Genomic DNA, 13,038 nt, shown 5'->3' on the forward strand with positions numbered 1-13,038 from the left:
TCTAGCGCCCCGCGGTTGGAACGCTACGTGAGCGGGAAGGTGTCGGCGGCTGCGGTGCCGGATCGATCGGCCCGCTGCCATCACCAAAAACTTCCTTGGCAATTGCGCCAATACCGCCAAGCGAGCCGATGAGAGCGCTTGCCTCAAGCGGCATCAGCACCACTTTCTGGTTCTTGGCGCTGGCGATGTTGCTCAAGGCTTCGGTGTATTTTTGCGCCACGAAGTAATTGAGCGCCTGCACATTGCCGTTGGCAACGGCATCGGAAACCATGGTGGTGGCTTTCGCTTCGGCTTCAGCGAGGCGCTCGCGTGCCTCTGCTTCGCGCTTGGCTGCTTCCAGTTTGCCTTCAGCTTCGAGAATCTGCGATTGTTTCTGGCCTTCAGCACGCAGAATTTGTGCGTTGCGATCGCCCTCGGCCTCCAGAACCTGCGCGCGCTTGTCACGCTCGGCCTTCATCTGGCGCGCCATCGAGGTGACGATATCTGCTGGTGGATTGATATCCTTGATTTCCACGCGGGTCATCTTGAGACCCCACGGGTGCGCTGCTTCATCAACGACCCGCAGCAGGCGGTCATTGATCGCGTCGCGGTTTGACAGCAGCTCATCAAGATCCATCGAGCCCATGACCGTGCGGATGTTGGTCATGGTCAGATTAAGGAGCGCATATTGCAGGTTCGCTACCTGATAAGCCGCCTGTGCTGCATTCAGCACCTGATAGAACGCCACGCCATCGACGCCGACGATAGCGTTATCGCGGGTGATGACCTCTTGCGTCGGCACATCGAGCACCTGCTCCATCATGTTGAGGCGCGCACCGATGCGGTCGAAGAACGGTACGATCAGGTTCAGGCCTGGATTGAGCGTACGCGTATAGCGACCGAACCGTTCGACCGTGTAGTTAAACCCTTGCGGCACGGTCTTGATGCCGGCAAACAGCGTTGCCAGAACCAGTGCGGCCAGAATGAGCAGCGTGATATCGAAACCGGTCATTGTCTTTCCTTAAGGCAATAGGGCAGTAGGGCAATAAGGCAGTAGGTGGAATCTATCACAGGTCAGAACATACTGTCCTATTCCCTTCAATCTAAACCCATCCCTGTAATTCGCGGCGCACCAGTGTCTCGATGACCTTCATGCCGTCTTCGCTGTCGTTGAGACAAGGAATATGGCTGAAATTCTCGCCGCCATTTTCAAGAAATTCTTCAGCGGCCTCGTTGCCGATCTCATCCACCGTTTCCAGACAGTCGGCAACGAAACCCGGATTGAGAACAGCCATCGACTTGACCCCGTGCTTGGCCAGCTCTTCCACCGTTTCGTCCGTATAGGGTTGCAGCCATTCTTCCGGGCCGAAGCGCGACTGGAATGTGGAGCGAAACTGGCTGTCATCAAGGCCCAGCCGCGCCTGCAACAGGCGCGACGTTTCAAGACATTGCTGACGATAGGGATCGCCCTTGTCCGAGTAGCTTTTCGGAATACCGTGGTACGAAGCGAGAACCACTTCCGGCTTGAAAGAAAGCGTTTCCAGATGCTTCTCGATGGAGCGGGCCAGTGCTTCGATGTAAACGGGTTCCGTTTCATAGGACGGCACGATGCGCACAGCCGGTTGGAAACGCTTTTTCATAAGCGCTTCGAAGAACTTGTCGTTCACTGTCGCGGTGGTCGTTGCCGAATATTGCGGGTAGAGCGGAAACATGACGATCCGCTCGCAACCTTGCTGCAGCAAACGATCAGTTACGCTTTCGATGGATGGCTGGCCATAGCGCATCGCCCAGTCCACGACCACATTTGGATGGTCGGCAAGTGCCTTGGCAAGCTTCTCGCCCTGCGCGCGCGTATAGGTCCGCAACGGAGATTCGTTTTTCTCGCGATTCCAGATGCGGTCGTAAAGCTTGCCGGAACGTTTCGGGCGGGTGTTGAGAACGATGCCGTAGAGGATCGGATACCAGATCAGGCGGGGCCATTCGATGACACGGCGATCCGAAAGAAACTCGGCCAGATAGCGCCGCATCGGGCCGTAACTCGTGCCATCCGGCGTGCCGAGATTGACCAGCAGAACCCCGACTTTCGGCAGGTTTACCTGCATCTCAGGCTTGGTTGTCTGGCTGGGCTTCTCCTGCACTTTATCCATCTCACTCATCTTCCGACTCCTGTTCAGCCGGAAAACTAGAGAAAAAAAGACAAATTACAATCCTGACAATTGCCGCTGGCAAAATTCTGTCGGCGCAGATGTTTTCCGCACCGTAAATATTTGAAATTTAGAGCATTTACAGCAAAAGTGCGAAGCGGTTTTGCGTAGGATAATGCGGAAAAACAAATAGTTAGAGCGGTTCCGACGATTCGATAAGAACCGGAACCGCTCTAAACAAGATATCGGGTGCTTACCCTACCGCCTTGCGCGTCAGGGAGAAGCGTGAACCCGATGACGACGTACAGTTGAGCTGCGCCGGCGACACGAGCGCGCAGTTCACTTTCGACGACGTGCCGCGCACGATGGAGCGCATGTCGATTTCGACAAGCTGCGGCGACTGGTAACGGTAGTTGCCCTCGGCCAGCTTCTCGTTCGTGTCGGTGGCGCGGGTTTCGAAAATGCCGCCGTTGAACGATGAGACGATGCCGTTTGGATCAACCCAGCTACCTTCGATCCCAGCCGGGCCACGGGAGACGGTCGGAGTATTGCCGCCGACCGGGCCGGTCGTTTCACACGCGGCCAACGCCAGCGACATGACTGCAAGAGGGGCAATGATGCGGAAGCGTTTCATATCCATGCTCTCCATTGGGAATGATTACGTGTGATGAATTGAAACTTGCACGAAAACAAGCCCTCATTGTGAGGATTACGCAATTGTTGCGAAACTGCCGCAATGAAAACTGCCCGATTTTTGCCGGGCAGTTGTTTCAGTTTAGCGCACCAGAATATTCCGGAACTGCCACGGATCCTTGGTGTCGAGGTCTTCCTTGAACAAATGGCCACGACCTTCCAGTGGCGTCCAGTCGGTATAATATCCGTTCACCGGGCCAAGATATTGCATCTGGACTTCGAGACAGCGGCGGTAATCCATTTCATCGGTCTCGACAATGCCGCTTCTCGGGTTTTCCAGAGCCCAGACCATACCTGCCAGAACGGCTGAAGAAACCTGCAGGCCGGTCGCGTTCTGATAGGGAGCAAGCTTGCGCGCGTCCTCAACGGTTAGCTGCGAGCCGTACCAATAGGCATTCTTCTCATGGCCATAGAGCAGAACGCCAAGTTCATCGCTACCATCCAGAATTTCGTGTTCTTCCAGAACGTGCTGCACCGGCTGCGCCCGGCCAGCGGCGCCGAACATCTCGTCAAGCGCCAGAATGGCGTCATTGCCCGGATGATAGGCGTAATGGCAGGTCAGACGGAAGTCGAGCTTGCCCTTCTTGTCGCGCAGCGTGAAGAAATCGGCGATCGAAATCGCTTCATTATGGGTGACCAGCAGGCCATATTGCGCGCCGAGCGTCGGGCACCAGGAGCGAATGCGGGTATTGCCGCCGGGCTGTTCGAGGAAGATCGCAGCCTTGTTGCCCTTCTTCTGCTTGCGAGCATTCTTGGGCATCCATTTTTCATGGCTGCCCCAGCCAAGCTCTGCCGGCTGCAAGCCTTCGGCAATGAACCCTTCCACAGACCACGTGTTCCAGAACGTATTGAAAGGCTTCGGCTCCTTGGCGCGCTGGGTATCGCGTTCCGCGATGTGGATACCCCTGACGCCAGCCTTCTTCATCAGCTTCGCCCAGCCGTGACGATCATCCGGCGCCGGTTCGGTGAAATCGAGCTTCAGTTCGGTCGCAAGGTCAACGAGCGCTTTCTTGACAAACCACGACACCATGCCCGGATTGGCGCCGCAGCAGGAAACGGCGGTCGATCCGCCGGGGTTCTTGCGCTTTTCGGCGCGAACGGTTTCGCGCAGCGCATAATTGGTGCGCGAGGCATTGTCGGCCTCTTCATCGAAATAGAAACCGAGCCAGGGCTCCACCACCGTATCGATGTAGAGTGCGCCATGCTCTCGGGCGTAACGCATCAAGTCGAGTGATCCGGTATCGACCGAAAGATTGACGACGAAAGGCTGGCCTTCCGTTTCCTTTAGCAGAGGACCAAGGACCTTCTTGTAGTTATCCTTGGTGATTGCTTCCTTGATGAAGCGAATGCCCTTGTCATCGAGGATCTTGCGATTGGCTTCGCTCGGATCGATCACGACCATGCGCGATTTGTCGAATTTGAAATGACGCTCAATCAGCGGCAGGGTACCGCGCCCGATCGACCCAAAGCCGATCATGATGACGGGGCCGGTTATCTCACCATAGACTTGCCATTTCGCTTTCGCCATTTTCTTCCTCTCAGATGCCGCAGAATTGCGGTGTCGGGTTATCCTTAGCCGGGTTTAGCTTATGTGCGGGAACGATAACACAACTTCATAGAAAGAAAGAAACAACACAAACCTATGACATCAATACATGTTTAACGTGTTTTAGGATTTCAGCCTTCAACCAGCTTCGCGCGGATCATACCGCGCAGCGAATTGCCGACGAGAATGTTGCGCGCGTTTTTCAGTGCATCGACAGTAACGATACCCTCTTCGACGACGCTGTTTTTCAGCAATTCGCGGCGCAGCACTCCGTCCAGAAGACCGCACGAAAGTGCGGGCGTCGTGCAGGTTGTGCCGCCAACATCGAGAAATATCGACGTAATGGTTCCTTCGCAGACTTCGCCGCGATCATTGAGCAGGATGACTTCGTCGATCTCCGCCGGAGAATATTCTTCGCGCGCGGCGATATATGCCTGCCGTCGCGTCGTCTTGTGGCGCAACAGGGTGTCGTTGTGATCGAGGTGCGTATGTGCAATTGCGATCCGCCAGATCGTCTGGGATGGCAGCGGTTCGTAAGGGATGCTGGAGACCGTAGCGACCCCGTCCGGCGCAAGTGTCAGGCGCACCTTCAAAGCCTGTTCACCAGTTCCGCTTTCCGCTACTTTCTGCCGGATAGCTTCCATATTGCAGGAGAACCCGAGTTCACGGGCAGAATTCTCAAGGCGCGCCATGTGCAGATCGAAACGCAGCACGCCCGAGAGCGGTTCCCAGCGTATGGTTTCGATCAACTGGTAATCCGGCTCTATCAAAACGACTTCAGCTCCGTCTGGTTGGATAGAGCTGCGAACCGTGCTTTCAGAAGACATTCCTCGTACTCCGCTTGCGCCGTGGAATCGAAGACCACGCCGCCCCCGACATTGAAGATCGCACGATTTTCATCCAGAAGCGAGATCGTGCGAATAGCGACGTTGAAACGCATCCGCCCGCTCGGCTCGATCCAGCCGAGCGACCCGCAATAGATGTCGCGCGGCGCGGATTCCAGCTTGTGGAGGATTTCCATGGCGCTGATCTTGGGTGCGCCGGTGATGGAACCACACGGGAAAAGGGCAGCAAAAAGCGTACGCAGCGGCAGGTCTTCTTTCAGCCTGGCCCGTACACGGCTGATCATCTGGTGTACGGTGGGGTAGGTTTCTACGCGGAACAATTCCGGCACATCGAGCGACCCCACTTCGCTGACGAGCGAAATGTCGTTGCGAAGCAGATCGACGATCATGCGGTTTTCGGCCTGGTTCTTCGGATCGTTCAGCAGAAACAGACGGTTCCGCTCGTCTTCTTCGGGCGTCGCACCGCGCGGCATGGTGCCTTTCATCGGATGGGTTTCAATCCAGCCGTCGCCGTCGACCTCGAAAAAGAGTTCCGGCGAACGCGACAGGACAATCGGACCACCAAGATCACAATAAGTCGCGTAGCGTACCGGCTGACGCTTCGCGAGCATATTGAAAAGGATCAGCGGGTCGCCGCTCCATTCCGCACGGATCGGAAAGGTGAGATTACCCTGATAGCAGTCGCCTTCGCGCAGATGGCGGTGAAGTCGCTCGAAACGCGGCGCGTAGTCGTCAAACGACCACTGTGCAACAGGGGCACGCAGAAAGGTGGCATTGTCCTCGTCGCGACGGTGCACAAACTGGTCGGAAGGGCCATCGAACACACCGAAGCAGAGAAGCGGTGCGTTGCGCCCTTCGGGCAGCAGCGGTTTCAGCTTGGGCTCGAGAAGATAGCCGGCTTCATAGGACAGATAACCCGCAAGCCATTTTCCGGCGTCGTGGGCTTTCTGTATCGCATTCCATGCGGGTTCGAATTCATCTGGCGTGTCGGCGCGGATGATCGATGAGGGGGCCGTGAAGAGCACATCGCGGCCCGCCTTGTCATCCCGGAACAGGATAAGCGGCTTATTGCTTTGGTGAGTCACGCAAGTGCTCAGTCTTCCATGGCTTCAAGCTCGTCGATGATACCTTCGATCACCGACAGGCCCTTGCTCCAGAAATCCGGATCGCTCGCATCCAGACCGAACGGTGCAAGCAGTTCCTTATGATGCTTGGTGCCGCCAGCCTTCAGCATGTCGAAATACTTCTGCTGGAAGCCCTTTTCCGAGTTCTGGTAGACCGCATAAAGCGAGTTCACCAGACAATCGCCGAAAGCATAGGCATAAACATAGAACGGCGAGTGGATGAAATGCGGGATATAGGTCCAGAAGGTCTCGTAACCTGGATTGAGATTGACCGCATCGCCAAGGCTTTCGCGCTGCACATCCATCCAGATTTCGCCGATGCGCTCAGAGGTCAGTTCGCCTTCGCGGCGCTCGGTGTGGACACGGCGTTCGAACTGGTAGAAGGCAATCTGGCGCACGACCGTGTTGATCATGTCCTCGGCCTTCTGCGCCAGCATAGCCTTGCGTTCGCGCTTGTCTTTCGTGCGCTCCAGAAGCGAGCGGAAAGTCAGCATTTCGCCAAATACGGATGCAGTTTCAGCAAGGGTCAGCGGCGTTGAAGCCATCAGCGCGCCTTGACCGCCCGCCAGAACCTGATGCACGCCATGGCCCAGCTCATGTGCCAGCGTCATCACATCGCGCGGCTTGCCCATATAGTTGAGCAATACGTAAGGATGCGCCGACGGAACGGTCGGATGCGCAAATGCGCCCGGCGCCTTGCCGGGCCGAACCGGCGCGTCGATCCAGTTCTTGTCGAAGAAATCCTTGGCAATCGCGGCCATTTCCGGCGCGAAATTGCCATAGGCGGAAAGCACGGTTTCGCGCGCGTCATCCCAAGGGATCAGCGCTTGCGGCGTTTCCGGCAGCGGCGCGTTGCGATCCCAGTTTTCAAGCTTTTCGAGGCCAAGCCATTTGGCTTTCAGGGCGTAATAACGGTGTGAAAGGCGTGGATAGGCGTCCTCGACTGCCTTGGCGAGAGCATCCACAACGTCCCGCTCGACGCGGTTGGCGAGGTGGCGGCTGTCGGCGATGTCCTGAAAACCGCGCCAGCGATCGGAAATTTCCTTGTCCTTGGCGAGCGTATTGGTGATCAGCGTGAATGTGCGCAGATTTGCGCCAAAAGTCTTCGCCAGGGCTTGCGATGCCTTTTTGCGCACAGCACCATCGGCATCCTGAAGCATGTTGAGCGTCTGCTCAATGGCCAGTTCTTCGCCATCGACTTCAAAGCGCAGGCTCGACATGGTTTCATCGAACAGTCGGTTCCAGGCGCTATAGCCGGTGATCGATTTTTCGTGGAAGAGCTGCTCCAGCTTGTCATCGAGCTGGTATGGTTTGTCCATGCGCAGATCGGTGAGCCATGGGCGGTAGTGGCCGATGGCTGCATTATCGCTCATCGCCTTTTCGAGCACCGCATCATCGATACGGTTCAGCTCCAGGCCGAAGAAAATGAGATGGGTGCTGGCGTCGGTCAGCTTTTGCTGCATATCGCCGAAAAGTTTCATACGCTTCGGGTCGGTCGTATCACCGTAGTAATAGAGGCCTGCGAAGGAGCCGATACGGCCCATCAGCTCGTCCAGCCCTTCGAATTCCTTGACTGCATCAGCAAAGTTACCGCCATTGGTCTTGGCCGCCTCATTGCCAAGCTTGCCTTTCCAGCGTTCCTCGAACGCTGCTGCCTCTTTCATGGCTTTTTCGATATCGTTCTTCAGCTCGGCGCTGTCTGCAGATGGATAAAGATCACCCAGATTCCATTCCGGCAGATCGCCGAGGCCAGTCTTTTCGGCTGCAACCGCATCACCGGCGGGCGCGCGCAAAACCTTGTTGAAGGAAAGGGATTCTGAAAAGCGGGTCATGAACATTCTCCTATTAGGTTCCTTCTCGCATGTCTTGTCAGGATCGCCAAGAGGTGGAAAAAGCGCTTCGAATTTTGTGACAGCTTGCCGGGCGATAGGCTACAGGAAAGCAAATGTCTGAATCAGAAAGTGGATTCAGGATACAAATTTTGTGAATGGGACACTAAGGCACATTTTAGTATCTTGCATTCGTTGAAGGCTTGGCCCCAAATAACACGCCTGGAATATGAGACATTTAAACTGTTTAAGTATTTTGGGCGCGGGAACTCCATAGGTTGATAATAGCTATTAATGGGCACGCGCATACTTATAGCGGACGACGATCCGATTCATCGACGCAATCTCGAAGCGATAGTCATGCGCATGGGCTATCGAACCATTCTCGCAGACGGTGGAGTAAGCGCGCTTGGCTTTGTAAGCCAGCGTAAGGACATCGTCCTGATGCTGCTCGATCTGTCGATGCCAGATATGGACGGCTTGACCGTTTTGCGACGGATGCGTGAAGCTGGAAACGCTGTTCCCGTTATCGTTCTTGTCCAAAATGATGATCTCCAGCCGGTTTTACAGGCAATGAAAATGGGCGCGGTCGATTTCGTGACCAAGCCGCTTGCCTTCGAGCGCGTCCAGGTGTCGGTTTCCAATGTGCTGAAGATCGATGCGCTGACACAGGAAATTCGCCGCGCCCGTTCGTCGTTGAAAGCGCATCTCACGCTGTCCGACATGGCGATCAAGAGCCCGGAAATGGAGCGGGTCGGCATTCTGGCGCGGCGGGCTTCGGCGCTGGATGCGCCGCTTCTGATCGAAGGAGAACCCGGCAGCGGCAAGGAAACGCTGGCGCGTGCCATTTGCAGCGGCGGTGCCCGCTGGCGCGGCCCTTTCGTGACTGTCGATTGCCGCTCCTTGACCGTGGAGAATGCCGACGACGTCTTTTTCGGTGTTTCGGCGGTGCGGCGTGATCGCCGCGAGGACGATGCCATCCGCAGTCTCGGCAAGCTTGTAGAAGCCGATGGCGGAACGCTGTTTCTTGATGAAGTCGGCGCGTTGCCGCGCCACACGCAGATCAAGCTTTTTGCTGCCATGCAGTCCGGCCAGTTCGAAACCGGCGGGGGAGGCGAGCGCGGGCTTTCCAATGCCCGCATCATGGCATCGAACAGCCGCCCTCTGGCTGATCTCGTCCATATGGGACGCTTCCATGCCGGGCTTTACCATCTGCTCGGCTCTTTTGCCGTGGCCATGCCGCCCCTGCGCAACCGTCTGGAGGACATTCCGATCCTGCTGCATCAGTTCATGATGCGCTATGTCAGCGAAGAGCGGATGGGGCATATCACCGGCATCACCACACACGCGCTTGAAAAGCTGAAGACCTATCATTGGCCCGGCAATGTGCGGGAACTGAAAAATGCCGTTTATCGGGCGGTGCTTCTCTGCGAGACTGGGGAACTGACAGCGGCTGACTTCGTTCAGATCGGTTTGGGAACTGAGGCTGCAAGGGCTGCGCAGCAGTCCGCCCGGTTCAACCTTGTCGATCATGATCCAAGTGTAAGTGGTCCAGCAGGCGTGTTCAGCGGGGTTGATGGCGAAGGCGAGGTGCGCACGCTTGCCGCAGCCGAGGAGGAAATGATCCGCTTCGCGATTGCTCATTATGACGGCCAGATTAGCGAAGTCGCTCGGCGTCTGGGCATCGGAAGAACCACGCTTTACCGGAAGCTGAAGGAATATGGCATCGATGTGGCGTCGATTTCCGGCAAGGGACTGGGCCTCGACGAGGCGGGTGAAACCACCCCTTTCAACCGTGCTGCAAGCTGATGAAACTGTACTTAACTGTTTGAATTTTAGGCGTTTATAATGAATAGGCTGCCACGCTTCGCAGGTACTGTTGCTGATTAAAGACTGTTAATAATTTTTTAACCATGGCGAAAATAGATGCACCTGTGTGGCTTTTTTGCCATGGTGTTTCCTCATTTGTTGTTCACTAAGCGTCCATTAACCATTAAATCCGACAATCGGAGCTCGAGCGGAACTGGGACGCAGGCTTTTTGTGACACCACAAAGAAAGTCCCGAGGGATGCCTGGAGAATGCTTCTGACGGCGGAAAAACGGTAAGGCGATACGATTCGATGAACAGCATATCGACCATTAAAGCGCGCTTTGCGAAGGCTTGGACCGGAATGAAGGCCAAGATGAAGGTATCTGTGTCTATTCCGTCTGCCCTTGCCGCTGCCGCGGTTCTCATGGCGCTGTCTCCTTCGCAGGCTTCGGCTGAAACCCGCTCTCTCAAGCTCTATTACGTTCATACCGGCGAAAAAGCGGAAATCGTCTTCAAAAGAAATGGCCGCTTTGATGCCCAGGGCCTGAAAAAGCTGAACGTCTTTCTGCGTGACTGGCGCCGCAACGAGCCGACCAAGATGGACCCGCGCCTGTTCGATCTGGTCTGGCAGGTTTATCGCTCCAGTGGATCGAGCCAGTATATAACTGTCGTTTCCGCATATCGTTCGCCTGCCACCAACGCCATGCTGCGTTCGAGCACGCGCGGCGTTGCAAAGAAGAGCCAGCACATGCTTGGCCGCGCGATGGACTTCTATATTCCCGGCGTTCCGCTCGCGAAGCTGCGCGGCATCGGCATGCGCTATCAGATCGGCGGCGTTGGCTATTATCCGCGTTCCGGTTCTCCGTTCGTGCACATGGATGTCGGCAATGTTCGCTCCTGGCCGCGCATGAGCCGCCGCGAGCTGCTTGCCCTCTTCCCGGACGGCAAGACCGCTCACCTTCCCGCAGACGGCAAGCCGTTGCCGGGCTACGAGCAGGCATTGGCCATGATCGAAAAGCGCAAGGCCGGCGGCGGCGAGATCATGGTGGCGAGCAACTCCGCCCCGCGTCGCAGCAAGAGCCTGTTTGGTGCGCTGTTCGGCGGCGGTGCTGACGAAGAAGAAGATAATGGTGATGTAAGCGCCCCACCGGCGACTGCACGTCCGGCCCGCGCAGCACCTGCGCGTCAGGCTCCGGCAGCGGTCCCGGAAGAACCGGTCGAGCAGCCACGTGAAACCATGGTCGCTGCTCTGCCTGCCCGCGACGCTCCGCTTCCGATACAGGCGCCGCGTCCGGAAACCGGGCTTGATGCCCAAGCGCAAGCCGCAGCGGAAATTCCGGTCGCCGCACTCAATGTTCCGATTCCGGCTCGCAAACCGGCCATGGCACCGCAGGATGCCGTCGCGCTCGCCGCAGCCGAACCTGCCGCCGATGCTGCAGCCGCTGCCCGCGCTGCCGTGGATGCGAACACGTTACAGGTTGCCGATGCCGGTACGCCTTCGCCATTGATGAACGGTTTTGTGCCAATCCCGTCCGCTCGCCCGCAGCTTGAGACGGATAATGTGCAGCTTGCCGCAGCCGTGGTCCCGTCGGCGCGTCCGGAGCGACCGGGTGAACACCCTGCCGCCAGTGGTCAGGACGCAATTGCCGCGCTGGTCAATGGCGAGCAGGCAGAACCGACACAGGTTGCCGATACAGGCAATGTGGCTGTGCCTCAACCCGGTGAAACGGCGGCGTTCCCGCTGCCGAAGGAAGCGCCACGCGCCAATACGCAGCTTGCCCTGCTTTCCAAGAAGGACGAGATCGGCGAACTGATCGCACCGCCTTCTGACGATTATTACGATAGCAAGCCGGTCGCAGACGCTACGCCGAAACAGGTTCCGGCAGCTACGCAGACGGCCTCGGTTGCCCGCACGGCACCGGCAAAGCCGACAGCCACCGCGTCTGCCGCAGTCCATAAGCAGGTTGCAGCAATCGGCAAGGCTGCCGAAACAGGCGTCCGCACGACGGCAAAGGGCGGGCGTTATGTGGCCAAGGCTCAATCCAGGCCGCGCGCAGTTGTCCAGCCGGCAGCGATGCCGACTTCGGAAGTCGCCATGTCGACGGAATCGGTGTCGAGCGCTGTGCCGGTGACCAACCCGGTACTCCGCAACGACGCACTGCGTTCCGCACCGGCCATGGTCTACACGGCAGGCTTCCAGCGCGGCGATTTGCCGACCGAACGCGCCAACCAGTTCAGCGGCAATGCCGTTACCTTCCTGACGGTGGCCAAGTTCACGGAAACCAACTGATCGCCGGACAGACGATAACAAACCAAAAGAAAAGGGGCCTTCGAGGCCCCTTTTTACATTCCTATCTGGTCTTGCTCAGCCTTTCAGGTCAGCCGCTTCGCTTGCAAGGTCAGTGATTGCGTCCCAGTCGCCAGCTTCGACAAGTTCCTTTGGTGCAACCCACGAACCGCCGACGCAGACGACGTTCGGCAGCGACAGATAATTCCTGGCATTGGCAAGGCTGATACCGCCCGTCGGGCAGAAGAAGGTTCCGGCCAGCGGTGAGGAAAGCGCTTTCAGGAATGATGCGCCGCCGGCCTGTTCAGCGGGGAAGAATTTCAGATGGGTGTAGCCTTCTTCGCGCAGGGCCAGCATTTCGCTCGGCGTGATTGCAGCGGGTAGAAGCGGCACGTCGCTGTCATTGGCGGCAGCGACGATATATTTTGTTGCGCCGGGGCTGACGATAAAGCGCGAGCCCGCTTTCGCTGCATCCTCATACTGTTTGGCGTTGAGGATCGTGCCTGCACCGACGATTGCTTCCGGCACTTCCGACGCAACAGCGCGAATGGCGTCGAGTGCTGCTGACGTGCGTAAGGTGATTTCGATTGCGGGCAATCCGCCCTTGGCAAGCGCGCGTGCCAGCGGAACAGCATGTTCCACCTTGTCGATCAACAGAACCGGAATGACCGGCTGGCCTGTCATGATGGGGACGAGAAGATCGGTTTTCTGGGACATCGGCTTGCTCGGCTGTTTGAGTGGATAAATCGATTTAAATCCCCTTTGATGGTTTGTCTACCGT

Annotated in this window: 10 protein-coding genes; 2 read left to right on the forward strand and 8 right to left on the reverse strand. The window is 57.1% G+C overall.

Annotation, left to right across the window (positions count from 1 at the left end):
• Position 1 precedes the first annotated feature (1 nt).
• The 7 genes from FIB18_RS16710 to FIB18_RS16740 form a co-directional block, all read right to left on the reverse strand.
• Positions 2 to 991 (reverse strand): SPFH domain-containing protein, encoded by a 990-nt coding sequence (locus tag FIB18_RS16710; RefSeq protein ID WP_140021779.1) that lies wholly within the window; start codon positions 989 to 991, stop codon positions 2 to 4.
• A 91-nt stretch (positions 992 to 1,082) separates the two neighbouring features.
• Entirely contained in the window at positions 1,083 to 2,135 is a 1,053-nt protein-coding gene (hemH, locus tag FIB18_RS16715; protein ID WP_140021780.1) for a ferrochelatase, read from the reverse strand.
• Between the two features lie 241 nt (positions 2,136 to 2,376).
• Positions 2,377 to 2,757 (reverse strand): outer membrane lipoprotein Omp10, encoded by a 381-nt coding sequence (gene omp10, locus FIB18_RS16720; RefSeq protein ID WP_140021781.1) that lies wholly within the window; start codon positions 2,755 to 2,757, stop codon positions 2,377 to 2,379.
• A 141-nt stretch (positions 2,758 to 2,898) separates the two neighbouring features.
• The gene (locus FIB18_RS16725) at positions 2,899 to 4,344 is read right to left on the reverse strand and encodes a homospermidine synthase (protein ID WP_140021782.1); all 1,446 of its coding nucleotides are present in this window, start codon (positions 4,342 to 4,344) and stop codon (positions 2,899 to 2,901) included.
• Positions 4,345 to 4,493: 149 nt separating this feature from the next.
• Positions 4,494 to 5,189 carry an aminotransferase class IV family protein gene (locus FIB18_RS16730; protein ID WP_140021783.1) on the reverse strand — a complete coding sequence of 232 codons (696 nt, stop codon included), beginning with the start codon at positions 5,187 to 5,189 and terminating at the stop codon, positions 4,494 to 4,496.
• Positions 5,129 to 6,292 carry an aminodeoxychorismate synthase component I gene (locus tag FIB18_RS16735; RefSeq protein WP_140021784.1) on the reverse strand — a complete coding sequence of 388 codons (1,164 nt, stop codon included), beginning with the start codon at positions 6,290 to 6,292 and terminating at the stop codon, positions 5,129 to 5,131. Before FIB18_RS16735 ends, FIB18_RS16730 begins: the two co-directional genes overlap by 61 nt.
• Positions 6,293 to 6,300: 8 nt before the next feature.
• Positions 6,301 to 8,163: a M3 family oligoendopeptidase gene (locus FIB18_RS16740; RefSeq protein WP_140021785.1), complete on the reverse strand. Its 1,863-nt coding sequence runs from the start codon at positions 8,161 to 8,163 to the stop codon at positions 6,301 to 6,303.
• Positions 8,164 to 8,454: 291 nt separating this feature from the next.
• On the opposite strand from FIB18_RS16740, the gene FIB18_RS16745 reads away from it, so the two are divergent.
• Complete coding sequence (locus FIB18_RS16745) at positions 8,455 to 9,969, forward strand: sigma-54-dependent transcriptional regulator (protein WP_140021786.1); 1,515 nt, start codon at positions 8,455 to 8,457, stop codon at positions 9,967 to 9,969.
• Between the two features lie 311 nt (positions 9,970 to 10,280).
• The gene (locus tag FIB18_RS16750) at positions 10,281 to 12,260 is read left to right on the forward strand and encodes a DUF882 domain-containing protein (protein WP_407921865.1); all 1,980 of its coding nucleotides are present in this window, start codon (positions 10,281 to 10,283) and stop codon (positions 12,258 to 12,260) included.
• A gap of 75 nt (positions 12,261 to 12,335) precedes the next feature.
• Here FIB18_RS16750 and FIB18_RS16755 read toward each other — a convergent pair whose 3' ends face one another.
• Positions 12,336 to 12,974: a 2-dehydro-3-deoxy-phosphogluconate aldolase gene (locus tag FIB18_RS16755; protein WP_140021787.1), complete on the reverse strand. Its 639-nt coding sequence runs from the start codon at positions 12,972 to 12,974 to the stop codon at positions 12,336 to 12,338.
• Positions 12,975 to 13,038: the final 64 nt, after the last annotated feature.

The sequence above is a fragment of the Brucella pecoris genome, assembly GCF_006376675.1.
GTDB lineage: Bacteria > Pseudomonadota > Alphaproteobacteria > Rhizobiales > Rhizobiaceae > Brucella > Brucella pecoris.

Bases quoted from the DNA above. Each gene is read 5' to 3' on its own strand.
- FIB18_RS16710 (WP_140021779.1), bottom strand. From the start codon at position 991: ATGACCGGTTTCGATATCACGCTGCTCATTCTGGCCGCACTGGTTCTG.
- hemH (WP_140021780.1), bottom strand. From the start codon at position 2,135: ATGAGTGAGATGGATAAAGTGCAGGAGAAGCCCAGCCAGACAACCAAG.
- omp10 (WP_140021781.1), bottom strand. From the start codon at position 2,757: ATGAAACGCTTCCGCATCATTGCCCCTCTTGCAGTCATGTCGCTGGCG.
- FIB18_RS16725 (WP_140021782.1), bottom strand. From the start codon at position 4,344: ATGGCGAAAGCGAAATGGCAAGTCTATGGTGAGATAACCGGCCCCGTC.
- FIB18_RS16730 (WP_140021783.1), bottom strand. From the start codon at position 5,189: ATGTCTTCTGAAAGCACGGTTCGCAGCTCTATCCAACCAGACGGAGCT.
- FIB18_RS16740 (WP_140021785.1), bottom strand. From the start codon at position 8,163: ATGACCCGCTTTTCAGAATCCCTTTCCTTCAACAAGGTTTTGCGCGCG.
- FIB18_RS16745 (WP_140021786.1), top strand. From the start codon at position 8,455: ATGGGCACGCGCATACTTATAGCGGACGACGATCCGATTCATCGACGC.
- FIB18_RS16750 (WP_407921865.1), top strand. From the start codon at position 10,281: ATGAACAGCATATCGACCATTAAAGCGCGCTTTGCGAAGGCTTGGACC.
- FIB18_RS16755 (WP_140021787.1), bottom strand. From the start codon at position 12,974: ATGTCCCAGAAAACCGATCTTCTCGTCCCCATCATGACAGGCCAGCCG.